The sequence below is a fragment of the Salinimicrobium terrae DSM 17865 genome (genome assembly GCF_000424665.1).
In the GTDB taxonomy this organism is placed as follows: domain Bacteria; phylum Bacteroidota; class Bacteroidia; order Flavobacteriales; family Flavobacteriaceae; genus Salinimicrobium; species Salinimicrobium terrae.
This window is the reverse complement of record NZ_AUKI01000001.1, coordinates 61,946-85,577: the sequence shown is the minus strand read 5'-3', so window position 1 is coordinate 85,577 and position 23,632 is coordinate 61,946. Positions and strand designations below refer to the sequence as shown.

Sequence of the window (23,632 nt, the reverse complement as noted above, 5' to 3'; positions counted from 1 at the left end):
ATGGAAGAAAATAAGATTTTACATATTACTAATGGTGACGATCTTTCAAGACAGATCCTCACATTAGAATTGCCGGGAGATGTTATTACCTGGCGCGAGATGTTGTGTGAAGGTCCTGCTTCAATAGATGTTGGAGACGAGGAGTTCGTTCTGCTGCGTAAAACTTTTCTCCAGGAAAAATATAAGGTTTCAGAGGAAAGGTACCAGCAGGAATTCCTGGGTGAACTGGTGAAACTCGCTGCTATAAATAATTATGATGAAGTAGTTTTGTGGTTTGAGTTTGATCTATTCTCCCACATGAATATGCTTGCCCTTATTAGTTTCCTGCTTCAAAATAAAAAAGGCGGTCCTTTCTCACTGGTTTGCAGTCGAAAGCTTAAAGGAGAGGAAGAAATGACCCCTCTTTCTCAGCTTTCACCTAAACACCTCAAAGAACATTACCTTCAAAAAATTTCATTAACCGATCAGGATATTCAAACTGCACAATTGATCTGGGAACTCTATTGCAGTAAAAATCCAAGACGTTTGGCGTCAGAAATTAAAAAAACTACAAATTTTGAGTACTTGTCCAGTTCCATAAGGGCACATATTGAGCGCTTTCCCAGTGTTAAGACCGGCTTAAATTCGTTGGAAGTAAATGTTTTAAAACTCATTCGTGAACACAAAATAAAATCTATGAATCACCTCCTTGGTTATGCTTTACAGTACCAGGGTTATTATGGTTACGTAGATGTACAAATGCAAAGGGTTTTGGAAAAACTTAGTCCGTTCTATGACGTCTCAGATAATGGATTATCTCTAACTAACGATGGTCTTAAAGCCCTTAATGGTTCAAAGAATTACTATCAAAACCTAAAAGATAACGAATGTTATGGCGGGGTTAGGAAATACGACTTTCTCTACGACCCCGATAACCATGAAATATTAAAACTATAAAATGAATCACTTAGCAGCTTCAGAATTGATTCTGAACCCTGATGGCAGCATATATCACCTCAATCTTAAACCTGAACATCTCGCTGATACCATTCTTCTGGTGGGAGACCAAAATCGTGTAGAGAAAATCACTAAGTACTTTGATAAAGTAGATGTGGTGGTCAAAAAAAGAGAATTCCATACCCAGACAGGAACCTATAGGGGAAAAAGAATTTCAGTAATATCTACCGGAATTGGTACAGATAATATTGACATAGTTCTCAACGAACTTGACGCCCTGGTGAACATCAATTTCGGTACACGGCAGATCAAAGAAAAGAAGACAAGTCTTAATATTATCCGCATTGGAACCTCGGGATCCATTCAAAAAGATATACCTGTAGATTCTATTGTGGTAAGTGAACTGGCAGTAGGTTTTGATAGTCTGCTCCATTATTACCAAAGTGATGACGTTCAACTTCAGGATTTCAATGAAGCCCTTGAAGGCCACCTCAATACTTACGAAAAGAACAGCAAACCTTACGTCGTTCCTGCCGATCCTTCTTTGGTAGAGAAATTTCTGAGTCCACAGGTATTTTCCGGCTTTACGGGTTCAAATGTGGGGTTTTATGCACCCCAGGGGCGCGTTCTTCGTTTACCGTTAAGAGATGATAATATGAAGGATAAACTTGCTGCTTTTAATTTTAAGGGCAAAAAAATAACCAACCTGGAAATGGAGACTTCGGCTATTTTTGGTCTTTCAAAAATGCTGGGGCACAAGGCCCTTTCCCTTAATGCTATTATTGCAAACCGTGCAACCGGGAATTTTACTAAAGATGGAGCAAAGGCAGTGGATAATACAATAAAATATGCTTTGGAAAAGCTAGTCTCTGCATAATTTCATTTAACAGAATATTAAAAGCACGCATACCTCATATTCGTATTTTTGGGTAAACCCCTCCCTATGTTAAAGCCTGAAGATAAAATTACAAGGCATCGCGATTTAAATTGGTTAAGTTTCAATGAAAGAGTGCTTCAGGAAGCACAAAACAGCACCACTCCACTTTATGAGAGGCTAAAATTTCTTGCCATATTTTCAATGAACCTTGATGAATATTTTAGGGTTAGAGTTTCCCAGTTGAGACAGATGAAACGGGTGGAGAAAAGTATTAGAAAAAAACTTGCCCTTAAGCCAAACAAAACGGTAAAGCAAATACTTAAAGAAGTACGGGAGCAACAGAGTAAATTCGGTAAGATCTACAGGGAACAAATAATTCCCGAACTAGAAACGGCAGGGATCTACCTGGTTCATCGGGAAGACTATAATAAATACCATGAAGAATTTGCCCGCAAATATTTCCGGAAAATAAAAAAATGCATTAAAACTTCCATTTTAGATCCTTCAGATGAGAAGGAGTTTTTTTTGGAAAACAACGCCCTCTATTTCATGGTTTCTTTTAAAGATAAATCTGAATTTGGAGTGGTTAATATTCCTACAGATAAGTGTGACAGATTTATAAAATTTTCTTCTGAAACAGAGGAGCACAAGATCACCTTTTTGGATGATATCGTAAAAACGAATATACCGGAACTATTTCCGCAGAAGGAAATTGAAGGGATTTATGAAATAAAACTGTCCCGTGATGCCGAATTGTATATTGATGATGAAATAGACGGGTTACTAGCCGAAAAAATTTATGATTCCCTTAAACAACGTACAGACGGGCAACCCACCAGGTTACTTTATGATTCCGGTATGCCGGCAGAAGATCAGAAAATCTTACGTAAGACTTTAAAATTAGGAAAAATTGATATGATGCCGGGTGGCAGGTACCACAATTTTAGTGATTTCTTTTCTTTTCCCGATCCCACTAATAATTCGGCCCTGCATTATGAAGAACTAACTCCCGTAAAACATTCGGTCCTGGAAAATGCCGAAAATTACTTTGAAGTTATTTCAAAAAAAGACCAATCGGTTCATTTTCCATATATGTCTTTTGAATATGTAGAGCGGTTCATACAACAGGCTGCAAATGATCCTTTGGTTAAGGAGATCAAGATATCCATTTACAGGATTGCTGATGAATCTGTCGTGACCACTGCCCTTCTTACAGCTCTGAAAAATGATAAAAAAGTCACAGTTTTTATTGAAGCTAAAGCGAGGTTTGATGAAAAAAATAATATCGACTGGGGGCGGAAATTTGAAGAAGAGGGCGCAAAAGTAATTTATAGTTACCCAAAAATTAAGGTGCATTCCAAGATCCTTCTGGTGAGCCGGGAGGAAAAGGGGGAACTCAAAGATTATGCTTATATAGGAACCGGGAATTTCAATAGTAAAACATCCAAGATCTACTGTGATCATGCTATTTTTACGGCTCATGGAAAAATAACGTCAGAACTTGGAAGGGTTTTTCTGGTTTTGGAAGGAGAATTAATCATCCCCCGGGCAAAACGTCTGCTTATTTCCCCCTTTTCTACCAGGAAAGCTTTTTCAGATTTAATAAACCGGGAGATACAGAATGCTAAACTGGGGAAAAAAGCGGGGATTAAAGCCAAAATGAACAGCCTGGAGGATAAAGAGATCATAAACCTTTTATATGAAGCCAGTGAGGCTGGTGTAAAGATAAGACTGCTGGTAAGGGGCTTTACCTGTTTGGTGCCGGGAATAGAAAATTTGAGTAGTAATATATACATGACAAGTATTATTGATCGTTACCTGGAACACGGCCGCATGTATCTATTTGAAAATGATGGGAATGAAGAGCTTTACTTTGGAAGTGCCGATTGGATGACCCGGAATCTCGACAGAAGGATTGAAGTTATTGCACCCGTTTATGATGAGGATATCGCCAGGGAATTTAAAGATATTCTTGAGATTCAGTTTAATGACAATGTGAAAGCGAGAATACAGGATCCTACAGAAACAAATACCTTCGTTAAGGCAGGGCTCGGAGAAAAACCAATAAGATCTCAAGATGAGATTTACAACTATTTAAAAGAAAAACATGCTTCATGAAAAAAATTAAAGTTGGGGGAGTTCCGGAACATTTCAATTTACCATGGCATCTTTGCATAGATGATGGCACTTTTAAAAAAAATAGTCTGGATCTTAGCTGGAGAAATTTTCCCGATGGTACAGGGGCCATGTGCAAAGCAATGCGTAATAAAGAGATAGATGCCGCCGTTATTTTAACTGAAGGGATCATTAAAGATATTCACCATGGTAATGAGGCTGTGATCGTACAGGAATATATTGCCTCTCCTCTTATTTGGGGCGTTCATGTAGCAGCAGAATCGGGTTTTAAGAATTTTGAAGACCTGAAGCATCAAAAAGTTGCCATAAGCCGATATGGATCGGGATCACATTTAATGGCATTTGTAAATGCCCGAAATCTTGGTTGGGATCCTTCAAAACTAGAATTTGAAGTTGTAGGCGACATTAAGGGTGCCATTGAGGCGCTTAGATCAGGAAGAGCTGGTTATTTTATGTGGGAACATTTTACGACCAAGCCGCTGGTGGATAAAGGAGTTTTTAGAAGGATTGCCGACTGCCCTACTCCCTGGTCCTGTTTTGTAATTGCTGTAAGAAAAGAATTTTTGGAGAAAGAAACCGTTACAGTTCTCAGCATGTTAAAAACCATAAATGATCTAACAAGAAAATTCAAGGGAATTCCAAAAATAGAGTTGGCTCTGGCAAGAAAATACGATCAGAAAACTGAAGATATTGAGCAATGGTTAAAGATCACCTCCTGGAGCCAGAAGCAAATTTCGGTACAGGAGATTCAGAAAGTTCAGGATCAACTTAAGGAACTGGGACTTATACCGGAAATAAAAGACAATTATTATTTTTTACATCAATAAGACAAAACATGAAGTTACTACAGACATATCTTTCACTCTTTCTCATTTTGACAGCCCTGCCTTCAATAGCTCAGGAAACCGGGTTTGAAGAATTCTCAGAAGATACTTTGGTAGTTGAGCCGCAGCTACAGGAGGAAATTACCTTTAGAAGGGATACTTTGAAAAGTGAGGTTCACCTTAACGTCCTGAATCTTCTGGTGTTTGGAGCACTGGATGTGGGATACGAGAGGTTGATCAACGATCATACTTCTGCTGGAGTGGAAATTTTCTCCAAGGTCTTTAATAAAAATAAAGGTGAAGACACAGACCTTTCAAAGATTTACGCTAAAGATTTCTCCATCACCGGAAAATTAAAATATTTCCCGCAGGAAAATAAAACCGCATGGGGTTATTACGCTCAGGTTTTTGGCATGTTTTCAAATGGATCGAATGAAGTAAACATGGAATTTCCTAATTCAGAAACCGGAGTACCGGAAGAAAAAGAGGTGGACATGGAATATACAGACCTTGCTTTTGGAATTGGTGTGGGTAGCAAGTGGGTCTCAAAACAAGGATTTCTTGCAGATGTTTCCTTCGGAATAGGAAGAAACCTTTTCGATAAATACTCCCCCGATATTGTTATTCTCCCGTCGGTTTTAATTGGCTACCGGTTCTAATTACCAGTTGATAGGTTCTTTTCCTAAAGATTTCAAATATTCATTGGTTTTACTGAAGTGCCTGTTACCAAACCAATACCCGCGATTGGCGGCCAAAGGAGAAGGATGCCCGCTTGTCAAAACCAGATGCTTATTAGAGTCTATTTTTCGGCCCTTCTTTTGAGCCGGGCCTCCCCATAAAAGAAATACGAGATTCTCCCGCTCTTCCGAAAGAGTGGATATGACAGCATCTGTGAACTTTTCCCAACCTTTTCCCTGGTGAGAACCAGCTTGCCGAGCCCGCACAGTAAGTGTGGCATTGAGCATTAAAACCCCCTGCTCTGCCCAATGCTGCAGATTTCCGTGTTTTGGTACCGGCTTTCCCAGGTCTTCTTTTATCTCTCGAAAAATGTTCACCAAAGAAGGAGGAACTTTAGTTTCCGGCTGCACCGAAAAACAGAGACCATGAGCCTGTCCGTAGCCGTGATAAGGATCCTGTCCTATAATCACAACTTTGGTTTCATTGAAGGTGGAAAGCTCAAAAGCTTTAAAAATATTATCTGGAGGGGGAAAACATTCATTAGCTTTATATTCAGCAGTTACAAAATGCATGAGTTCTTTAAAATAAGGCTTTTCAAGCTCATGATTTAACTTTTTTTTCCAACTCGGGGCTATGTTAAAGGTCATAATAATGGTTAAATTGCGGCTCCTCAAAAATAGGGAAATTTTATATGATCAAAGTTACAGCCAAGACTCTTCAGGACCTGGAATTTCCCACAGTTTGCCAGCAAGTTAGCCGGTACACTATTACAGGTCCGGGAAAGGATAAAGCTCTCGAAATAGTACCTTTTTCAAGCTATCAAAAAACTATTTTCGGTTTAAGACAAACCAATGAATATGTATCCTCGTACCAGCAGGAAAGCCGAATCCCCAATCACGGCTTTGATGCCATAGACCAGGAAATAAAGCTTCTGGGAATAGAAGAAACACGATTGGAAGCTTCAGGCTTCAGGAAGATTGGATCCATTTCCGAAACCTCCAATACTCTTATTAAATTTTTAAAGAAGTTTGAGGAGCTGTATCCGTGTCTACACGAAACAGCTTCCGCAGTAGAATATACTCCCGAGATCATTGAAAGGATCAATAGTATCATAGATCGTTTTGGAGAAGTGAAAGATGATGCTTCTCCCCTGCTCCACGAAACCAGAAGAAAGATAGGACATGTAAAAGGGCAAATTAATTCCAGCTTTGGTAGCGCTCTTACCCATTACAATAATCTCGGGTATCTTGATGATATACGAGAAACCGTAGTGGATAATATTCGGGTTCTGGCAGTTACTGCCATGCACCGACGGAAAGTAAAAGGTGGGATTTTAGGAAATTCCAAAACTGGAAGCATTGTTTATATTCAACCAGAAGCCACTTACAACTACACACGAGAGCTTAACAATCTGGAATACGAGGAAAAGGAGGAAATAAAAAAGATCCTTAAGGAGCTTACAAATTTTATTCGTCCCTATAGATCCTTATTAATAGATTATCAGGATTTTCTAAGTGACATAGATGTTGTTGCTGCAAAGGCAAAGTACGGCATGGAAATGGATGCAGTAATGCCAAAGATAAGTAAGGATCGGGAGCTGGAACTCATTGATGCTTTTCACCCTTTGCTCTTATTGAATAATCGTAAAAAGAATGAGAAGACTTTTCCGCAGACGATTGAACTGAATAAGGAAAGGCGCATCATTGTAATTTCAGGTCCAAATGCAGGTGGAAAGAGTATTACTCTTAAAACCATTGGCCTGCTTCAAATCATGGTGCAAAGTGGTTTGCTTATTCCGGTTCACGAGTACAGCCGTATATGTTTTTTTGATAAGATCCTCACTGATATTGGCGACAACCAGAGTATTGAAAATCATTTGAGCACCTACAGTTACCGGCTCAAAAACATGAATTACTTTCTGAAAAAAGTAGATGATAAAACGCTCTTTTTGATAGATGAGTTTGGAACAGGAAGTGACCCTGAGTTAGGAGGTGCCCTGGCGGAAACTTTCTTGGAAGTGTTCTATGAAAAAGAAGCCTTTGGGATCCTCACAACCCATTACGCCAACTTAAAAATGCTGGCTAATGAGCTGCCGCATGTTATCAATGCAAATATGCTGTTTGACGCCCGCACCCTCGAGCCTCTTTACAAGCTGCATATGGGAGAAGCGGGAAGTTCCTTCACCTTTGAGGTAGCGCAAAAGAATGGGATTCCTTATAGTCTTATCAACCGCTCCAAAAAGAAAGTTGAACGTGGAAAAATAAGATTCGATAAAAGTATTGCCGATCTTCAGAAAGAACGATCTAAACTTTCGAAGACCACTACTTCATTAAAGACCAAGGAACAGCAAACAGAATCTGAAAAGAAAAAACTGGAAGAAACCAACGCCAGAATTCAGCAGAAACTGGAGAACTTTCAGGAACTGTATGACAGTAATCAACGACTTATATACTTAGGAAATAAGATAAATGAAATAAGCGAAAAGTATTTTCAGAATAAGCGAAAAAAAGAACTTATTGCCGAATTCCTTAAGATCGTGGAAGTTGAAAATTCTAAACGAAAAAAGGTAACGGCTAAAGAAAAGAAGGTTGAAAAGATTAAGGAAAAAAAGGTGATGCAGGAGGCCGAAAAGAAGGTGGAAGAAATAAGGAAGAAGAAAAAAGAAAAGCAGGAAAAAGAAATTAAAGAAGAAGTTGCAAAGCCAAGACCGGTACTAAAGGTGGGTGACCGGGTGCGAATGCAGGACGGCAAAGCCGTGGGTAGCATTGACAGCATTGAAAAAGGGACCGCAAAAGTCAATTATGGTATTTTCACCACCTCGGTATCTGTGGACCAACTGGAACTTGTGCAGCGAAAAAAATAGAAAAAGAAAATTATGGTAAACTTTCCCGAGAATAAAAAAATTATCCTTTTTGACGGTGTGTGTAATCTTTGCAATAATACTGTCCAAACAATTATAAGGAATGACGTTGATGATGTTTTTAGATTTGCACCCCTTCAAAGTGACGTGGGGCGTCAAATCATCAATGAAAGAGGAATTGATACAGAAAACCTGGATTCGGTCATTCTCATTGACCCCGGAGTCGCCTACTATCACAAGTCGACCGCAGCGATTGAAATAGCCAAACATCTTAGGGGTTATAAATGGCTAAAGTATTTTAAAACTCTTCCTGAAGGTTTGAGGGATGGCGTTTATAGCATTGTTGCCAATAACCGTTATAGCTGGTTTGGTAAAAAAGAAACCTGTATGACACCAACTCCCGAGCTGCAGGCTTTGTTTTTGAAATAAGCTTATCAAAAAACTGCTTTTTAGTTTTAAATAGAAGTTTAATTTCCAATTTTTAGACCGCCAACTGAGCACTGAACACTGCCTACTTACTTTAGGTTACTCAGTAAAAATTCCAGCTTGTCATTCGTATTCTTATTCTCTTTAAAGGAATGGGGAAAATAAGTGTTCTGTTGAGCCAGTTCTTTCTGCTGAAGTTTTTGAATTAGATCAGCGTCTTCCATGGCTACTTTTCCGGTGAGCAGGAGCCCCATATCATTGCCGGAAGAGTGATAGTCATAAACTTTTTTAAGCCCGGGCAAGTACTGGTGGTCCTTGGTAAATCCACCACCACGGTGAGCCCTTAGCGTGATTAACCATGACGTTTCCCTGTCCAGTTTATATTGATTGTACAAAAGATCAAAAGTATCACTAAAGTTGTAGCCTTTTATAAGACTATCCGCAGCCAAAACGCGATAAGCCAGCTCTTTCACCCTTTTTAAACTCAGGCTGTCACTCATATATTCACTAAAGATCCCTAGTCCAGCCTGGGTAGGATGATTATTGGCAAATCCATGAGAGAATATGCGAAGAGGTTGATCGAGTCCGTTAAAAGTAGTTAGCATGTTAACTCCAATCTCATGGTTAGAGAGAATCTTTAGGTCGTTATCACTAAACTTCCTGTTTTTCTTCACTAAAAGTTCCCCGGAATTTAAAGCCATGGCAGCTCCTGTGATACTGTTGCTCTGTCTAATTCTGAATTTAAATGGATAATGCTCTCCAAATGCCTGAAAATAGGCTTGTGCCTGATCGGCATTATAACGTGGCACCATTTCTTCAGCATCCTCTTCTTTGTGAAAATGAAGGATGAATTTAGCATTTTTAACATCTCGTTCGGTGGGAGTGCCAAACACCCGCAGGGAGTTATAAAAGAATTTTTTCTCCTTGCCAACTGTGGCTACACATTGCACCAATCCCGAATACTCATAAATCGCATCATAATACAGCTTATGGATATCTTCATCGGGAATATCCTCCAGTCTTTGGCTAAATAACTGCCGCTGCAGGGTATAAGGATCAAATTTAAGTTTTCTGTACTTGAAGACAGGTTCTTCCGAAAACTTTGAACTAAAAAAACGTTTTTTTTCCTGCTCAATATTCAGCGGATTCAAATAATTCAGCACGTCAATCTCCCGCACAAGCCTGTCAAGGTTTTGGTCGATTTCCAGGAGGGTTTTAAAGTAATTGCGGGTTTTATTGGTCATTATGGAAGATTTTCAGGTAAAAAATTTATCCCGCGCAAATACAAGGATTTCCGCCAAGTCTCACAAGCTTTGGAAGGGAAAAATCGTTGGATCTGTAAGAGGATTTAGAATATCTATTTTTCCGCAGGAATCTTCTCTCTCTTTGGAAGGTTATCATCCCAGTTTTTTACCCGTGGATCTCCCAGCTTATCTACAGATTTTGCTACCATCATAGAGACTGCGGCGTCACCAGTCACGTTTACCATGGTACGGCACATATCAAGTGGCCTGTCTACTGCAAAAATAAGGGCAAGACCTGCTTCGGGAATTCCTGCCTGGGAAAGTACAATTACCAGCATTACCATTCCGGCACCCGGGACAGCTGCAGAACCTATTGAAGCAAGAGTTGCAGTGGCAATAATACCTAATTGTGCACCTAAAGTAAGATCCATTCCAAAAGCCTGGGCTATAAATACAGCAGCCACAGCCTGATATAGACTCGTACCGTCCATATTTATTGTAGCACCAATGGGTAAAACAAAGCTTGTCACCTCTTCATGTACTCCAAGATGCTCTTCGGTTCGCTCCATGGTCACAGGTAAGGTCGCAGCACTTGAACTAGTGGAAAAAGCAAGTAATTGAGCGGGGGCAATACCATTTTCAAAAAAGGCTGGATTTCTCCCGGTGGAGATCCAAACGATTAGCATATAAACGCCAATCATTAAGGCGAGGCCGATGATTACAGTGACACCATACATAGCCAGTGCGGCAAAGAGATCTGCACTGGGAGATTCCACCACGAGCGCGGCAAGTAAGGCAAAAACACCATAAGGTGCAGCCAGCATTATTAGGTCAATCAATTTGAGAATCACTTCATTGAACCCGTCAAAAAAAGCTTTTACAGGCCTTGCAGTTTCTTCAGGAATCAAAATAAGACCCAGTCCAAAAAAGATGGCAAAAAAGATCACCTGAAGCATATTACCATTATCACTGGCTGCAGCAAAAATATTTCCTGGTACTATATCCTCAAGGGCCTGGAGTGGTCCGGCCTCTTTTTGTCGCTGAGCATCGGCTATTCGTACATTTGCATCACCTTCATAACTGGCAATAAGATCATTTCTCGTATCCTCGGCAATAGCACCACCCGGTTCTATTAAATTCACCAATAAGAGACCAATGGTCACTGCAATCAATGTGGTACCGATATAGATCAAAATAGTTCGGGTCCCCATCTTGGATAACTTCGAAATATCTTTAAGATCGGAAATCCCTTTTATTAACGAAGCCAAAATTAGAGGCACTGCAATTAACTTGAGGGCATTAATAAAAATATTTCCGAAAGGTTTTATCCAGTCACTTATGAACTCGGCTCCCCAGGAAAAATTGGTCATTAAAAGCGCAAAGATCACCCCGGCAGCCATTCCCAGTAAGATTTGCCAGTGCAGTGCTAATTTTTTCATACTATAGTTTCTGTATAATTATATCCTAGAAGTTCTATCCATCAAATAATAATCGGCCAGCACCAGGGCGGCCATGGCTTCCACTATTGGAATTGCCCGGGGCACCACACAAGGATCATGTCTTCCTTTGCCCTGCATTTCTACACTTTCGCCCTCAGCATTTATTGTCTTTTGCTTTTGCATTATGGTGGCCACGGGTTTGAAAGCCACACGAAAAACAATATCCATTCCATTGGATATACCTCCCTGAATGCCTCCGCTAAAATTCGAAGTTGTGGAGCCATCAGGCTCAAAGAGGTCATTATGTTCGCTACCTTTCATAGCCGCACCAGCAAACCCGCTTCCATACTCAAATCCTTTTACAGCGTTAATTGAAAGCATAGCTGCACCTAAAGTGGCATGAAGTTTATCAAAAACAGGTTCTCCCAGCCCTACCGGAACATTCGATATGACACACTCCACTACTCCACCCACAGTGTCTCCCTGCGATCTAATCTCTTTAATAAAGGATTCCATTTCGGCTGCAGTTTCAGGATCGGGACAACGAACGGGATTCTTTTCTATTTCTGAAAGATCCAACTCTTCAAATTTTTTCTGAAGCTGAATATTACCAACTGAAGAAGTATAAGCCGTAATTTTTATTTCCTGAAGCAGTTGCTTTGCAACAGCTCCTGCCGCTACTCTGCACGCTGTCTCGCGGGCCGAAGACCTTCCACCGCCCCGGTAATCCCTGTTGCCGTATTTTTTGTCATAGGTATAATCGGCATGGGAAGGACGATAGACATCCTTAATGTGCGAGTAATCTTTTGACTTCTGGTTTGCATTCTCAATAACAAACCCAATAGGGGTTCCTGTTGTTCTTCCTTCAAAAATGCCCGAAAAGAACTTCACTGTATCAGGTTCTTTCCGCTGGGTCACGATAGCAGATTGACCCGGCTTACGCCGCTCCATTTCCTGCTGAATTTTTTCCAGATCAAGTTTAAGACCGGCGGGGCAGCCGTCAATAATTCCTCCAATGGCTTCGCCATGAGATTCCCCAAATGTGGTAAGTCTAAAAAGTTTTCCGAAGGAATTTCCCGCCATTGAAGGTGATTTTGAGCAAATGTAATTTTTTAAGCCAAGATTTGAAAATGTTTATTTCAATGCTTCGGCCATGATCACTACAGGATGCAGAGCTTTTTTACCCGTTCCATCTTGGATTTGATGTCTACAGCTGGTACCGGGAGCTGCAATAACAGTCCCTTCCGATGCTTTTCTTACCGCCGGGAACAATGTTTGTTCACCAATTTGCATACTTACCTCATAATGCTCTTTTTCATACCCGAAAGAACCCGCCATACCGCAACAACCCGAAGGAATCACCGTCACCTCAAAATTCTGCGGAAGATTTAGCATTACAAATGTATTTTCCACACCCGAGAGTGCTTTTTGATGACAATGTCCATGCAATTTGATCCTCTTTTTTTCTGAAGTAAAAGAGTCGGCAGTAATATTTCCCGCAATGACTTCTTTCTTGAAAAATTCTTCCAGTAGAAAGACATTTTTGGATACCCGTTCTGCAGCTGCTTTATCATCGGCCAATCTTAAATATTCATCCCTAAAGGTTAAAATTGCAGAAGGTTCCAATCCCAACAACGGACTTTCAGGTGAGATAATATCTTTAAATATCTGAATGTTTTTATTGGCTACTTCTTTGGCTTCTTTTAAAAAGCCCTTAGAAATAAAGCCCCGTCCACTTTCGGGATGTTCTATAATTTTCACTTCATAATTTAGGCCGTTAAGAAGTTTTATAGCCGCCATTCCTACTTCGGAGTCCAGATAGTTCGTGAATTCATCATTGAACAGGTAAACCGTTTTGATCGGGGTTTCAACTTTTCTTTGATTTTTCCTGTAGTATGAAGACAATGTTTGACGAGAAAGTGGCGGAAGACTGCGCTGTGGAGCAATTCCCATGGTTCTCTTCAGAATTCCGGAAGTCAGGGAGTTTGAAAACATGAAGTTCGAAAAAGGGGAAATTCCTGATGTTTTTTTGTTCAACGCTGCGTTGAAAGCAAATGCTTTCGAGCGCAGGGAAGCTTCATTTGCACGATTGTACTGGTATTGAAACTCTGCCTTATATGCCGCCATATCAACATTAGAAGGACATTCACTTTTGCAGCCTTTACAGCTAATGCACAAGTCAAGAACTTCCTTCAACTCTTCATGATCGAATCGATTAGGTTTATCTGAATGTGTTAAAAATTCTCGTAGAGCATTGGCACGGGCGCGGGTTGTATCCTTTTCATTACGGGTGGCACGATAACTGGGGCACATTGTACCTCCGGCTTCGGACGGCTTTCTACAGTCGCCGCTACCGTTACAATTTTCGGCACCTCTTAGAATACCAAGGGAATCTGTAAAATCCATTAAGGTGTCGATTTCCGGTTCCCGGCGGCCCGGTTCGTACCGTAAACTTTCATCCATAGCAGGGGCATCAATAATCTTCCCAGGATTAAAAATGTTCTCTGGATCAAAGATGTTTTTCACCCTTTTCAAGAGGTTATAATTCTCTTCACCTATCATGAATTCGATAAACTCTGCTCTCACCCTACCGTCACCATGTTCTCCACTCATGGAACCGCCATATTTTTTAACCAGGGAAGCTACGTCTTCGGTTATCTTTCTGAAAAGGGCCACATCAGGTTCCTTTTTAAGATTAAGAATCGGACGCAGGTGTAATTCTCCTGCACCGGCATGAGCATAATAAACTGCTTCCTGACCGTAATCCTTCATCAAATCTGAAAATTCAGAAATGTATGCTGCGAGATCTTCCACTGCAACAGCGGTATCTTCAATGCAAGCCACGGCTTTTCGATCCCCAACTATATTTCCCAAAAGGCCTAAACCTGCCTTTCGCAATTCCAAAGCAAGTTCAATTGTTTCATTTCGAAGTACCGGTAGTGCATAAGCCAAATTTGAATCGGAAAGAGTTTTGAGCAGGTCGGCAGTTCGGTCAGTAAGCTCTTCTTCAGAAGCAGATCTAATTTCAAGCATAAGGATCGCTGCAGGATCTCCTTCTATGAAAAATCTGTTTTCCCTGTATTTAATGCTGTTTTTAGTGCAATCCAGGATGACCTTATCCATCATCTCACAGGTGAACAAAGAGTGCCGCATAGCAGGCACTACCGCTTGTAAACATTTTTCAACAGAATCAAAGTGTGCTGCAATCATTACAGCATCTTTTGGAGGCAACTCATCCAGCTGCAAAGTAATTTCGGTTGTTAAAGCGAGAGTTCCTTCGCTTCCACAAAGCAATTTGCAAATGTTGATCTTCTCCTCTTCCCCCCCTAAAACTTCAGCTGAAATGAGTTCATCTACTGCATATCCGGTATTGCGGCGGTGAATTTCCGGTTTTGGGAAACCTGAAATAATTTGTTGCCTTACATCTTCCGACTTAAGTTCCTGATATAACTTCCGGTAGATGTCTCCTTCCATGGAATCCAACTGCATTTTTTCCCGTAATTCTTCCGAAGTAATTTCAGAAAAAACAGCTTCAGAGCCATCAGAAAGCAGTACTTTCATTTCCAGTACCTTGTCCCGGGTTACGCCATACTTAATGGAGGTGGTTCCGCTGGAATTATTACCCACCATTCCGCCAATCATACAACGATTGGAGGTTGAAGTATTAGGACCAAAAAAGAGGTTATGAGATTTGAGATACCTGTTAAGATCGTCCCGGATCACCCCTGGCTGAACTTTTATTGTCCTTTTGCCAGTATTAAGTTCAATAATCCCGGTGAAATACTTTGAAACATCTACTACTATGCCCTCTCCAACACACTGGCCGGCAAGTGAGGTGCCTGCGGTGCGTGGAATGAGAGAGGTATTATTTTTTGTAGCAAAAGAAATTAGTTTTTTAAGATCTTCAACAGTTTTAGGATAGGCTACTGCCAGTGGAACCGTACGGTAAACAGAAGCATCTGTAGCAAATATCCTACGCCAGAGGGCGTCGTAGAAGAGTTTCCCTTCCAAATTGGATTCAAGACCTTTAAGCTCATCAATCATAGTTTTATTATTCTCAGCTTTTGGCATACGGATTAACAGGTCTCTGTTAACATTAACATTTAATTAGCTGAAGTTGGGGATAGTCGGTCACTCAGATAGTCTAATTTTGTAGGAACAAATTAAATGAAAAATTATGAAAAAAATTGTTTTATTAGCTTTATGTATTTTTGGTTTTACCCTTTCTTCACAAGCACAAACTATTGCAGATCATGCCCTGGGTTTACGTTTAGGTGACAATAATGGTGTTGGAACTGAAATTTCCTATCAGCATGGGCTGTCAGAAAACAATCGCCTCGAGTTTGATCTTGGATGGAGCAGCCGTGGAGAATACGATGCTTTTCGTCTAACCGGACTTCATCATTGGGTTTGGAACATAGAAGGAGGATTTAACTGGTATGCCGGTTTTGGTGCAGGTGTTGGTTCTGTTGAAGTTGATGATAATGATAACGATGATGACGGTCTTTTTGTCACTGCGGCCGGAAACATAGGTATCGAATACGACTTTGACTTTCCACTGTTGATCTCTCTCGATTTTAGACCTGAAATAGGTTTAGTAAATTACTACGGTGATGATCTAGGATTTGATGTCGCACTTGGCCTGCGTTATCAGTTCTAAACATATAAATTTATACCCGGAAAGGCTGTTAAAAATTTAATTTTTAGCAGCCTTTTCTTTTATGCCTGAATCTAAGGCTTTTTGGTACAAAGATTCATAGAGAGGAACCACAGAATCTACATCAAAAACAAAGGCCTGGTTGCGGGCATTTTCTTTGAATTTTTTCAGAATTTTATCATCTTTCAGAATATATATGGCGTTTGCAGCCATTTCTGAGACTTCGCCCACATCACTTAAATATCCTGAAAAACCTTGTTTATTGACCTCCGGAAGTCCGCCGGTGTTGGTAGAAATAACCGGAACACCGTTGACCATAGCCTCAAGAGCTGCGAGTCCAAAACTTTCTTTTTCTGAAGGTAACAGAAAAAGATCTGAATAGCTCAACACCTTATCAATTTCATGAGATTCTCCCAGGAACAATACTTTTTCTTCCAATCCCAGTTCGTGGACCAAATCTTCGGCCACTTCTCTTTCAGGCCCCTGCCCTACCATAATGAGTTTTGATTTTAATTTCTTCTGCACCTCATTAAAGATCATAATTACGTCTTTCACGCGTTTTACCTTCCGCAGGTTACTAACATGAGTAATGATCCTTTCATCATTTGCGGCCAACATACTCCTTTGGCAATTACTAATTGACTGAGTGTATTTAGTAGTATCAATAAAGTTTGGCACCACGTCAATCTCCCGCTTCACGTTGAAAAGACGCAGAGTATCTGCTTTAAGGCTTTGGGATACAGAAGTCACAACATCGCTACTGTTGATACTAAAAGTTACAGCCGGTTTATAAAATGGATGATTGCCAACAAGGGTAATATCAGTTCCATGAAGAGTGGTCACCATGGGCAAAAAAATTCCTTCTTCCTCCAACATCTTTTTTGCCATGTAGCCTGCATAGGCATGAGGAATAGCGTAGTGTACATGAAGCACCTCTATTTTATAGAGCTTCACCATATCTACCAGCTTACTACTTAAAGCAAGTTCATACGGCTGATAATGGAAAAGAGGATACTCGGGCACATTAACTTCATGAAAATGAATATTATGGGATAGCTGCTCCAGCCTAACAGGCTGTTTATATGTTATAAAATGGATCTCATGACCTCTCCTGGAGAGAGACATACCCAATTCTGTAGCGACCACACCACTTCCCCCAAAAGTGGGATAACAAACAATGGCAATTTTCATGTATTAGCGTTCTATAGCTTCGTAAATAAGGTCCTGGATATTCGAGCGGATACTTTCCCTCGTAAGTTCATTATTTTCTGCAGAAGGATGAATTCTGTTCGATAAAAATACATAAACTATTTCTTCATCGGGGTCTGCCCATGTAAAAGTTCCTGTAAATCCACTATGTCCAAAGCTGGACATAGAAACACAACCGCAGGTAGGTCCGGCTTCACGAAGCTGGGGTTTATCAAACCCAACTCCCCGTCGCACGTCATCGTCACAATAATAGCAGGTATTAAATTTATCTACTGTTTCTCGATCAAAATATCTCTTACCTCCATACTGCCCTCCATTTAAATACATTTGCATGATTTTGGCCACGTCATTGGCATTTGAATATAATCCAGCCTGCCCTCCTATTCCTCCTAGAAGTGCCGCCCCTTCATCATGAACATATCCCTGCAACAGCTGACTTCTCCAGTAACTGTCTTCCTCTGTGGGCACAATTTTCTCTTTAGAAAATTTTTGAAGTGGTAAATAGGTAGTATAATGGGCCCCCAGAGAATTATAAAAATGATCCTGGGTTAGATATTCGAGAGAGGTTCCGTAAATGTCTTCAAGGTAAAACTTGAGGAGATAAAAAGGCAGATCACTATATTTATACTCCTTCCTTCTTTCCAATTCACTATCTCTAATTATTTGAAGTACTGTATCCCTAATGTCATTCCTGGCATACATATTCTCGGCTATCTGTACATTGTAACCTCTATCCTGCTGGGAACGAATATACTTCACATCGGGACGCTTAGTGTCTTGATCAATGGTCATCCAGTGAAAAGGAATCCAACTTTTGAGTCGGGCGTAATGGGACAGCATTTCCAGGATGGTAATATTTTCTTTATTGCTTCCGCGGAAAGATGGTAACATTTCGCCTAAGGTTGAATCTAAATCTATTTCATCCTGATCTACCAGCTCCATCAAAAGCGGAAGGGTTGCAAGGATTTTCGTTAGAGAAGCTAAATCATAAACATCTGAAGCCTTTACGGGCCTTTCTTTCTCATAGGTATGATAGCCTGCATTTCGCTCGTAGATCACCTTTCCTTTTCGTGCTACAAGCACCTGTAACCCAGGTGTCATTTTTTGTTCAATCGCCTTCTCAATAAGATCATCAATTTTATTAAGCTTATATGAATTCATCCCCACCTGTTCAGGCAGTCCATAAGAGAGACGGTTTAAATTTCTGGTTTTGTAACCGGTTCCTACGGGAAAATTCTTTCCTGCACTAACAGGAAGTTTTCCTTTAGCCTCAAGAGCCCCGAAAATAACCTGTGCTGCCTTTTGCTGTGCAAGATCATTATTTTGATAAGCTACCTGGATCGCCTCAAAATTTGCTGTGGTATGTAGATCCAGTAAAGCATAGGGGCTGGTAAAAACATTAAAAATCACCTTGTTTTTTCGGGCTATTTCATAAAGCCAAACCTGCTCTTGTTCATTAAGCCTGAAACCGCTCCATGGAGAAGCAGAAGATTGATGATAACCAATAATTACCTGGTTGTATGATTCCAGCTTATCCAATAACTCATTAAGATTTTCTGCCGAAACCGAATCAACCTGAGCATATCGGTTCAATTGTTCGTAAAAGGCATCCCCTGAATCTTCCCCAAAATGAACATAGGCAATTTTACTGGTTTCCAGATCCTTGACAGGAAGGGTCGACCTGTCATTTTTTATTACCGTCATAGCATTTTCATACAGTTTATGGGCAAGCACCTCATTTCGAATGCTGTTGAGATCTTCAATTATATATGTGGGATCTACAGGTTCATATTTGTTTAAACCAACCTTATATTTTGCATAAAGAATTTTTCTTACTGAATGCTTCAGCCGTTCTTCTGTAATATGACCTTTATTATATGCTTCTATAATTAATTCTGAAGCTTTGGGTACATCTTCAGAGAAAAGCAAAATATCATTCCCTGCTAAAAATGCAGCCAGATCTATTCTTCCCGGCTCATCAAAGTTGGCAACACCCTTCATGTTTAGAGCATCAGTAATAATAAGTCCGTTGAACCCAAGCTCCTCCTTTAGAATTCCGGTGACGATTTCATGAGAAAGAGTGGAAGGAAATTCGGTGCGCTCCTCGAGACTGGGAACATTTAAATGGGCCACCATTACACTACCTAAACCTTCAGCAATTAACTCCCCGTAAGGAAATAGTTCTTCTCTAAAGATCCTGTCACGAGAGAAATCTATTGTGGGCAGAGTTTTATGAGAATCTCTTTCGGTATCTCCGTGGCCGGGAAAATGCTTAGCGCTTCCAAGAACTCCCTCTCTTTGCATACCTTTTATAAAAGCAACAGCCTTTCTGGTGACATTGTTTTTGTTTTCGCCATAAGAACGGTTTCCTATAATAGGATTTTCAGAATTTGTATTTATGTCCACCACAGGTGCAAAATTTACATGTACTCCTAACCTCTTTGATTGTTTTGCAATACTCGCCCCAACTTCAGTAATCAAACTTTCATCCTGTATGGACCCCAAAGTCATATTCCAGGGATAGGCATAGGTCGAATCGAGCCGCATCGCCAGACCCCATTCGGCATCCATTCCTATAAGAAGTGGTACTTTGGAAAGATCCTGCAGTTCATTCTGTAGTTTCAGCTGTCTTTTTGGTCCTCCTTTTGAGAAGATCACCCCGCCAACATGGTGCTGTTCCACCAGTTCCTTTGCTTTGTCGGTTTTGGAAGCAGGATCTGAAGAAAATACATCTATCATAAAAAGCTGTCCAACTTTTTCCTTTAAAGACATTGCATTATAGATGCTGTCTACCCATTGCCGCTGTTGCTCTACATCTTCAGCAATTAAAGGACGACTTTGAGAGTAGGAAATTTGGGGAATAAAAAACAAGGTCAGCAAGAGACCTGTAATAAGGATTTTAATTCTCATCAATTTAGAAAACGCTTGTGCCAGCTTTCAGATGCAAGAACTTCCCAATCTGAAAGATATTCAGCTTTATTGTTTACGAGGTTATTAAAAACAATGGTTTTTGGAGAAACCGCTTTGTCTTTAGCCATCTTTCTGAAATCTGTGAGCGTCTTATAAGCAACAAATTCTCCCTGTTTAAAGGAAACATTCATCTTGTCCAGAAGATCAACATTGTATTCTTTTTCCAACTGCTGAACAAATCGTACAGATTCATCAATGGAGCAACCTGTGGCAGCATTCATTTTTTGATCAAGAGCAAGAATAATAAATCGTTTATAGCGCATCTCATAAGAAGCCTGAAGATTGGCACCGTGGGCAGTCCATTGCTCAATAAAAGCCTGAAGTTTTTCTTTAATTTCGGTCTGCTCTTCCTCTGTAAAAGAGCGATTTGCCTGAAAGATCCAAACTCTGGAACTCTCGGGTAAAGATTCAAATGGAACGTACATTAATTTGGATAAATTTAGAATTACAAAAATAACATATTTGAAAGCGGGATTCCAATTTGTGAAGGTTAAAGTTGCACTTATTCTCCTTCTCATAAAGGTTCTAAGACTTTGTCATCAAAAGTACTGCCACAGGCTGACAAAAATCATAATTTTAGAAACTTTCTACTCTAATTTTGTCTTATGGAAAATAAGGAAAAGGAACTTTTTAAAATTGCAAAGAAGTTGGGGTTTTCTCGCGGAACTAATCATCTCCATAACCTTACGGAATGGTTACGCGAGGACAAACAGATCCATATTGAAGTGGGCAGCATCTGGGACGAATTTAACAATTACGTTGAATCATATTGCTATACCATCACTACCCCTGTTTGTACTTACTATTTGGAACCTGTTTATGCATCGGGAGGGAATTCGTACTCTGAAATGCTGCAACAGGGAATTTCGCACGGTATGGAGATTTTACACATGTACAATGAACAAAAACATATTAAGGTTGCAGACGACCAGGTGATTATTGCCTATTTAAAAGGTTATGGGGAAAAAGACAAGAAAAGCTCCTGGCTTCAGTATAGGACGAACTTGGAAAAGTACGCCTATTTACGAGGGAGACAGGGAAATTACATAGAAGAAGGACTTACGGAAGATGAAATTTTGATCCTGGTGAGAAATATCAGGCCGAATGAAGCAAGACTAAAATTGGAACAAAGATAAAAAGGGGCTGTAAAATCATATTTTACAGCCCCTTTTTATACTTTTTCTCTTGCCTACAAATCTTCGGCAGTTGCAATCATTTCGGCAATATCCATGACAGCTATATTGTCTTCCCTGTTTTTTGCCTTAACTCCATCTGTCATCATTGTGTTACAGAAAGGACATCCTGCGGCGATTACTTCCGGCTTTACTTCTATTGCCTGTTCTGTGCGGGCGACATTGACATCTTCTTTTCCCGGTTCGGGTTCTTTGAACATCTGGGCACCTCCGGCACCACAACACATCGCATCTTTTTTACACCTTTTCATCTCCACAAGCTCAACTTCCAGCTTTCTCAGTAAATCGCGAGGAGCTTCATAAATACCATTTCCCCGACCCAAATAACAAGGATCATGAAAGGTTATCCTTTTACCTTTAAATTTTCCTCCCTCTACGGTAAGACGCCCCTCTTCCAACAGGGACTTTAAAAAGGTGGTATGATGCATTACCTCATAATTCCCTCCAAGTCCAGGATATTCATTTTTCATAATATTAAAACAATGTGGACAGGTGGTGACGATTTTCTTTATCTCATATCCATTTAATACCTCAATATTTCCGGCAGCCTGCATTTGGTAAAGAAATTCATTGCCGGCACGTTTTGCAGGATCACCGGTGCAACTTTCCTCTGTTCCAAGAACAGCAAAATCTACATTTGCCCTGTTGAGCAACCTCACAAAAGCCTTTGTTATTTTCTTTGCCCTGTCATCAAAGCTTCCGGAGCAACCAACCCAAAAAAGAACTTCGGGTTTTTTTCCTTCGGCCATATATTCTGCCATTGTTGGCACTTTAATATTTTCTGCCATTGTTTCTTTATTGCAGCCTCGAAAAGGCCGGTTTGGTAATTAATTTTCGGTTGCCCAGTTCAGGCGGTCCATTTGGTTATAGGGCCATGGAGCTCCATTATTCTCAATATTGCTTAATGCATTGTTCAGATCTGCCGGTCCGGCACTTTGCTCCATCATGAGATATCTTCTCATTTCCACAATGATTGACATAGGATCTATACCAACAGGACAGGCTTCCACACACATTTGACAAGTGGTACAGGCCCATATCTCCTCACGTTGTATATAGTCATCCAGGAGTTGTTTTCCATCATCTACAAACTTGCCATTTTTGTTAATATTTTCTCCAACCTCTTCTAACCTGTCACGAGTATCCATCATGATTTTTCTGGGAGAAAGTAATTTACCTGTATTGTTTGCCGGACATTGATCTGTACAACGCCCACATTCGGTACAGGTATAGGAATTGAGCAACTGCACCGTATTGAGATCGAAAATGTCTGATGCGCCAAATTTTGCCGGCTCTCCCTCAGCTTCCCCTTCAGGTTCTGCCGGTGCGGCAAATGGATCTGTATCAGGATCCATCATAAGTTGAACCTCTTTTGTAACAGCATCTATATTGTCAAATTCTGCCTTCGGCCTTATTTTGGAATAATAGACATTTGGAAAAGCCAGAAGAATATGAAGATGTTTAGAGTAGTAGAGATAATTCAGGAAGAAAAGAATCCCCAGAATATGCAACCACCAGGCGGTTCTCTCAATAATAATAAGTGTAGAATTACTAAATCCATCCAGCAGTGGCAATAAAAAACTACTTACCGGAAAAGCACCTGCGATCTCCCCGCTTGTCATGGCGTAATGAGGAGCAAGATTTAACTGCAATTGATAATCTGCCGCATTCATAACCAAAAATAGGGTCATCAAAACCATTTCGAAATAGAGGATATAATTGGCGTCATTCTTGGGCCAACTTGTAATCTCCCTGGCTCTGAACCTATAGATGTTCATTACGTTTCGCCTGATCCAAAAAATGATAACTCCTAATAAAACCAAAAGTGCGAGAATTTCAAATGCACCTATCAGGTAACGATAAGGTTCACCTGCAAAGGCAAAAATTCTATGGGTACCAAAAATTCCGTCAATAATAATTTCAAGAACTTCAATGTTGATGATGATAAAACCTATGTATACAATAACATGCACGATTCCTGAGACAGGTCTGCGCACCATTTTATACTGGCCGAGTGCAATTTTTGCCATTTTCCTCCATCTTGCCCCGGGATTGTCGGTCCGGTCTATTTCCCGGCCTAATTTAATATTCCGAATCATCCTCCGAATATTGCGAACGAAAATACCTATCCCAATTGCCAGAGCAAGGATAAAGACGATTTGTGCAAGGATCTGCATGGTTGG

The 23,632-nt window shown here is 40.4% G+C and carries 19 protein-coding genes; 9 read left to right on the top strand and 10 right to left on the bottom strand.

Features of this window, described 5'->3' with window-relative positions; genetic code table 11:
* The 5 genes from H148_RS0100395 to H148_RS0100375 all read left to right on the top strand — a co-directional run bounded on the left by H148_RS0100395 (position 1) and on the right by H148_RS0100375 (position 5,432).
* Positions 1 to 936: a DUF1835 domain-containing protein gene (locus tag H148_RS0100395; RefSeq protein WP_029033024.1), complete on the top strand. Its 936-nt coding sequence runs from the start codon at positions 1 to 3 to the stop codon at positions 934 to 936.
* Between the two features lies 1 nt (position 937).
* A complete protein-coding gene (locus tag H148_RS0100390) occupies positions 938 to 1,813 on the top strand; it encodes a nucleoside phosphorylase (protein ID WP_029033023.1) in 876 nt (291 codons plus the stop codon).
* 66 nt (positions 1,814 to 1,879) lie between these two features.
* A complete protein-coding gene (gene ppk1, locus H148_RS0100385; protein ID WP_029033022.1) occupies positions 1,880 to 3,931 on the top strand; it encodes a polyphosphate kinase 1 in 2,052 nt (683 codons plus the stop codon).
* Positions 3,928 to 4,776: a substrate-binding domain-containing protein gene (locus H148_RS0100380; protein WP_029033021.1), complete on the top strand. Its 849-nt coding sequence runs from the start codon at positions 3,928 to 3,930 to the stop codon at positions 4,774 to 4,776. Before ppk1 ends, H148_RS0100380 begins: the two co-directional genes overlap by 4 nt.
* 8 nt (positions 4,777 to 4,784) lie before the next feature.
* Positions 4,785 to 5,432 (top strand): hypothetical protein, encoded by a 648-nt coding sequence (locus H148_RS0100375; RefSeq protein ID WP_037324406.1) that lies wholly within the window; start codon positions 4,785 to 4,787, stop codon positions 5,430 to 5,432.
* On the opposite strand, the gene ung is transcribed toward H148_RS0100375, so the two are convergent.
* Complete coding sequence (gene ung, locus H148_RS0100370) at positions 5,433 to 6,098, bottom strand: uracil-DNA glycosylase (RefSeq protein WP_029033019.1); 666 nt, start codon at positions 6,096 to 6,098, stop codon at positions 5,433 to 5,435.
* A gap of 44 nt (positions 6,099 to 6,142) precedes the next feature.
* On the opposite strand from ung, the gene H148_RS0100365 reads away from it, so the two are divergent.
* Together H148_RS0100365 and H148_RS0100360 are read left to right on the top strand one after the other, a co-directional pair.
* The gene (locus H148_RS0100365) at positions 6,143 to 8,314 is read left to right on the top strand and encodes an endonuclease MutS2 (RefSeq protein WP_029033018.1); all 2,172 of its coding nucleotides are present in this window, start codon (positions 6,143 to 6,145) and stop codon (positions 8,312 to 8,314) included.
* Between the two features lie 12 nt (positions 8,315 to 8,326).
* Positions 8,327 to 8,740: a thiol-disulfide oxidoreductase DCC family protein gene (locus tag H148_RS0100360; RefSeq protein WP_029033017.1), complete on the top strand. Its 414-nt coding sequence runs from the start codon at positions 8,327 to 8,329 to the stop codon at positions 8,738 to 8,740.
* A gap of 86 nt (positions 8,741 to 8,826) precedes the next feature.
* Here the strand turns inward: H148_RS0100360 and H148_RS0100355 are convergent, their stop codons facing one another.
* From H148_RS0100355 to H148_RS0100340, 4 genes are all read right to left on the bottom strand, one after another.
* Entirely contained in the window at positions 8,827 to 9,981 is a 1,155-nt protein-coding gene (locus H148_RS0100355; RefSeq protein ID WP_029033016.1) for a peptidase MATCAP family protein, read from the bottom strand.
* A 113-nt stretch (positions 9,982 to 10,094) separates the two neighbouring features.
* The gene (locus tag H148_RS0100350; RefSeq protein WP_029033015.1) at positions 10,095 to 11,420 is read right to left on the bottom strand and encodes a dicarboxylate/amino acid:cation symporter; all 1,326 of its coding nucleotides are present in this window, start codon (positions 11,418 to 11,420) and stop codon (positions 10,095 to 10,097) included.
* An 18-nt stretch (positions 11,421 to 11,438) separates the two neighbouring features.
* Positions 11,439 to 12,503, bottom strand: coding sequence for a chorismate synthase (aroC, locus tag H148_RS0100345; RefSeq protein ID WP_029033014.1), 1,065 nt, complete (start codon positions 12,501 to 12,503; stop codon positions 11,439 to 11,441).
* A gap of 51 nt (positions 12,504 to 12,554) precedes the next feature.
* Positions 12,555 to 15,464, bottom strand: a complete 2,910-nt coding sequence (locus tag H148_RS0100340) for an FAD-binding and (Fe-S)-binding domain-containing protein (protein WP_029033013.1) — start codon at positions 15,462 to 15,464, stop codon at positions 12,555 to 12,557.
* A 133-nt stretch (positions 15,465 to 15,597) separates the two neighbouring features.
* Between H148_RS0100340 and H148_RS0100335 the strand changes: the two genes are divergently transcribed.
* Positions 15,598 to 16,080 (top strand): hypothetical protein, encoded by a 483-nt coding sequence (locus tag H148_RS0100335; RefSeq protein WP_029033012.1) that lies wholly within the window; start codon positions 15,598 to 15,600, stop codon positions 16,078 to 16,080.
* Between the two features lie 36 nt (positions 16,081 to 16,116).
* Here the strand turns inward: H148_RS0100335 and bshA are convergent, their stop codons facing one another.
* From bshA to H148_RS0100320, 3 genes are read right to left on the bottom strand one after another with little or no spacing between them, the layout of a single operon-like run.
* The gene (bshA, locus tag H148_RS0100330) at positions 16,117 to 17,268 is read right to left on the bottom strand and encodes an N-acetyl-alpha-D-glucosaminyl L-malate synthase BshA (protein ID WP_029033011.1); all 1,152 of its coding nucleotides are present in this window, start codon (positions 17,266 to 17,268) and stop codon (positions 16,117 to 16,119) included.
* A 3-nt stretch (positions 17,269 to 17,271) separates the two neighbouring features.
* A complete protein-coding gene (locus H148_RS0100325) occupies positions 17,272 to 20,196 on the bottom strand; it encodes a serine hydrolase domain-containing protein (protein WP_029033010.1) in 2,925 nt (974 codons plus the stop codon).
* Complete coding sequence (locus H148_RS0100320) at positions 20,196 to 20,681, bottom strand: hypothetical protein (protein ID WP_029033009.1); 486 nt, start codon at positions 20,679 to 20,681, stop codon at positions 20,196 to 20,198. Before H148_RS0100320 ends, H148_RS0100325 begins: the two co-directional genes overlap by 1 nt.
* A 180-nt stretch (positions 20,682 to 20,861) precedes the next feature.
* Between H148_RS0100320 and H148_RS0100315 the strand changes: the two genes are divergently transcribed.
* Complete coding sequence (locus tag H148_RS0100315) at positions 20,862 to 21,392, top strand: hypothetical protein (protein ID WP_029033008.1); 531 nt, start codon at positions 20,862 to 20,864, stop codon at positions 21,390 to 21,392.
* A 53-nt stretch (positions 21,393 to 21,445) separates the two neighbouring features.
* On the opposite strand, the gene H148_RS0100310 is transcribed toward H148_RS0100315, so the two are convergent.
* Positions 21,446 to 22,237 carry a (Fe-S)-binding protein gene (locus H148_RS0100310; RefSeq protein ID WP_029033007.1) on the bottom strand — a complete coding sequence of 264 codons (792 nt, stop codon included), beginning with the start codon at positions 22,235 to 22,237 and terminating at the stop codon, positions 21,446 to 21,448.
* A gap of 39 nt (positions 22,238 to 22,276) precedes the next feature.
* On the bottom strand, positions 22,277 to 23,626 hold the full coding sequence (locus H148_RS0100305; RefSeq protein WP_029033006.1) for a 4Fe-4S dicluster domain-containing protein: 1,350 nt from the start codon (positions 23,624 to 23,626) through the stop codon (positions 22,277 to 22,279).
* Between the last annotated feature and the right edge of the window lie 6 nt (positions 23,627 to 23,632).

Coding starts and splice junctions, on each gene's coding strand:
- H148_RS0100395 (WP_029033024.1), top strand. CDS start 1: ATGGAAGAAAATAAGATTTTACATATTACTAATGGTGACGATCTTTCA.
- H148_RS0100390 (WP_029033023.1), top strand. CDS start 938: ATGAATCACTTAGCAGCTTCAGAATTGATTCTGAACCCTGATGGCAGC.
- ppk1 (WP_029033022.1), top strand. CDS start 1,880: ATGTTAAAGCCTGAAGATAAAATTACAAGGCATCGCGATTTAAATTGG.
- H148_RS0100380 (WP_029033021.1), top strand. CDS start 3,928: ATGAAAAAAATTAAAGTTGGGGGAGTTCCGGAACATTTCAATTTACCA.
- H148_RS0100375 (WP_037324406.1), top strand. CDS start 4,785: ATGAAGTTACTACAGACATATCTTTCACTCTTTCTCATTTTGACAGCC.
- ung (WP_029033019.1), bottom strand. CDS start 6,098: ATGACCTTTAACATAGCCCCGAGTTGGAAAAAAAAGTTAAATCATGAG.
- H148_RS0100365 (WP_029033018.1), top strand. CDS start 6,143: ATGATCAAAGTTACAGCCAAGACTCTTCAGGACCTGGAATTTCCCACA.
- H148_RS0100360 (WP_029033017.1), top strand. CDS start 8,327: ATGGTAAACTTTCCCGAGAATAAAAAAATTATCCTTTTTGACGGTGTG.
- H148_RS0100355 (WP_029033016.1), bottom strand. CDS start 9,981: ATGACCAATAAAACCCGCAATTACTTTAAAACCCTCCTGGAAATCGAC.
- H148_RS0100350 (WP_029033015.1), bottom strand. CDS start 11,420: ATGAAAAAATTAGCACTGCACTGGCAAATCTTACTGGGAATGGCTGCC.
- aroC (WP_029033014.1), bottom strand. CDS start 12,503: ATGGCGGGAAATTCCTTCGGAAAACTTTTTAGACTTACCACATTTGGG.
- H148_RS0100340 (WP_029033013.1), bottom strand. CDS start 15,464: ATGATTGATGAGCTTAAAGGTCTTGAATCCAATTTGGAAGGGAAACTC.
- H148_RS0100335 (WP_029033012.1), top strand. CDS start 15,598: ATGAAAAAAATTGTTTTATTAGCTTTATGTATTTTTGGTTTTACCCTT.
- bshA (WP_029033011.1), bottom strand. CDS start 17,268: ATGAAAATTGCCATTGTTTGTTATCCCACTTTTGGGGGAAGTGGTGTG.
- H148_RS0100325 (WP_029033010.1), bottom strand. CDS start 20,196: ATGAGAATTAAAATCCTTATTACAGGTCTCTTGCTGACCTTGTTTTTT.
- H148_RS0100320 (WP_029033009.1), bottom strand. CDS start 20,681: ATGTACGTTCCATTTGAATCTTTACCCGAGAGTTCCAGAGTTTGGATC.
- H148_RS0100315 (WP_029033008.1), top strand. CDS start 20,862: ATGGAAAATAAGGAAAAGGAACTTTTTAAAATTGCAAAGAAGTTGGGG.
- H148_RS0100310 (WP_029033007.1), bottom strand. CDS start 22,237: ATGGCAGAAAATATTAAAGTGCCAACAATGGCAGAATATATGGCCGAA.
- H148_RS0100305 (WP_029033006.1), bottom strand. CDS start 23,626: ATGCAGATCCTTGCACAAATCGTCTTTATCCTTGCTCTGGCAATTGGG.